This is a genomic window from Streptomyces sp. NPDC051940 (assembly GCF_040680895.1).
GTDB lineage: Bacteria > Actinomycetota > Actinomycetes > Streptomycetales > Streptomycetaceae > Streptomyces.
Window position 1 is genome coordinate 1 of record NZ_JBFAXR010000282.1, and the last position, 1,867, is coordinate 1,867.

Consider the following 1,867-nt stretch of genomic DNA (forward strand, 5'->3'; position numbering starts at 1 on the left):
GGCGCAGCCACGCCAGCTCCTTGCGCACCAGGTTCTGCCGCTTGGCCTCCTCCGTGGCCGCGATCCGCTCGCGCTCGGCGCGGGCGCGGCCCCTGCACCCGGCCGGCCAGCGCCACCAGCCGGTCCGCGACACCGTGCCCGCCGAGCCGTACGACGGTGTGCAGGGCGTATGCCTCGTAGGCGGCCTGCCCCCGCTCCGCCGCCAGCCGGGCGGCCTCGTGGGCGTGGGCGGCGGCCTCGCTCAGCGCTCCTTCGGCGGCGGCGGTCCAGGCGCGGGCCAGGCCGATGTCCGGTGCGGCGAGGACGAACGCGGGGTGGGTGTGCGCCTCCAGCTCGGTCAGCGCGGCGCGGGCCGCGGCGGCGTCGCCGGCCCACGCCAAGGCGGGGGTGAGGCCGAGCAGGCTGGTGAACAGCCAACCGCCGACGTCCACCTGGGCGAAGCCGCTGCGGACCTCGCGGAAGGCCCGCACCGCCCGGCGCAGCCGGCCCCGGGCCAGATCCGCCCACGCCTCCAGGCACACGCCCATGGGCACAATGCTGCCCACGGCGCCGGCGGACGCCTCGCGGAGGGTCCGGACCAGGGCGTCGCCGTCGTCGAGCCGGCCCGCGAGTCTGAGGCCCGCCAGATGCACCCAGCCCATGCCGAAGGACAGCGCGCGGCCGTCGTGGGCGCGGGCGACGGCGGCGTAACCGCGGCCCTCCGCCTCGCCGTAGTCGTCCAGCCGGCCAGTGGGGCCGAGGGCTCCGGCCAGCCCCCAGGAGGCGAGGACCAGCGCGCGGTCGCCGGGCTCGGGCAGGGCGAGCACCGAACGGGCCCGCTCCTCGGCGGAGTCGGGCCGGGCGAGGAAGGCGTCGAACAGCGCGTGCAGCGCGGTCAGGGCCCCGCTGGGGTCGGTCACCGTGCCCCGGGCGCGGACCAGGTCGGCCTCCGCCTTGGCGGGGTCGCTCATGATGAAGAAGGCGTTCCCGCCCCGCGACGTCGCGATCACCGCGCGTTCGGGGTCGGAGCGGGCGAGGTTCGCGGCGGCGGCCAGTTCGGCGTCCGCCTCCGCGCCGCGGCCCTGCCAGCCGAGCGCGTACGCCAGCGCGTGCCGGGCCTCGCTGGAGTCGGCGGCCGCGATGGACGCGCGGGAGAGCCGCTCCGCCAGCCCGAGGTCCAGCAGCCGGATGGCGTCGATCCCCGCCTCGGTGAACAGCCCGGCGTCCGGCTCCAGATCGGACTCCAGCGTGAGGACGGCGCGGCGCAGCAGGTCCGCGCCGCCCGGCCCGGCCAGCGCCGTCGCGATCCGGCCGCGCAGCCGCCGGCCGCGCAGCACGCCGATCCGCGAACGCCGGGTCTCGCCGTACAACGGATGGGCGAGCCGGGCCTGCAGCCGGCTGTCGGCCTGCTCCACCTGGACCAGGCCGCGCGATTCCGTCTGCTCCACGGCGGCGGGGTCGGTCAGCCGGCCGAGCAGGTCCACGTCGAGGGGTTCGCCGAGGGCGAGGACGTCGACGACGTCGCGTTCGGCCTCGGGCAGGGCGCCCATCCGGGCGCCGACCAGCTCGGCCAGGGTGGGCGTGAGCTCCGGGGTGCCCGCCCAGCGCCAGACGCCGCCGGTCTCCCGGAGCCGGCCGGCGGCCAGTTCACCGTCGGCGAGGTGCTTCAGGAACAGCACGTTGCCCCGGGTCAGCCGCCACATGCGGCGGCCGCTGTCGGTGTCGAGCTGCGCGCCGAGTATGGCTTCCAGCAGGGTGTGGGTGAGCTCCCCGGACAGCGGCGCGGCGGGGGGCCGCCCCGCCCCCCCCGCCCGCCCCACCGCGCGCACCGCCCAAACGCACAGCACACCGCTGCACACACGGGACAATCCCGAGAAGATGGGCTTGA

The 1,867-nt window shown here is 77.7% G+C and carries 1 pseudogene; it reads right to left on the bottom strand.

What is annotated here, in order from left to right:
- Positions 1 to 1,799: pseudogene (locus AB0M28_RS40425) on the bottom strand (hypothetical protein); the annotation flags it as partial.
- Positions 1,800 to 1,867: the final 68 nt, after the last annotated feature.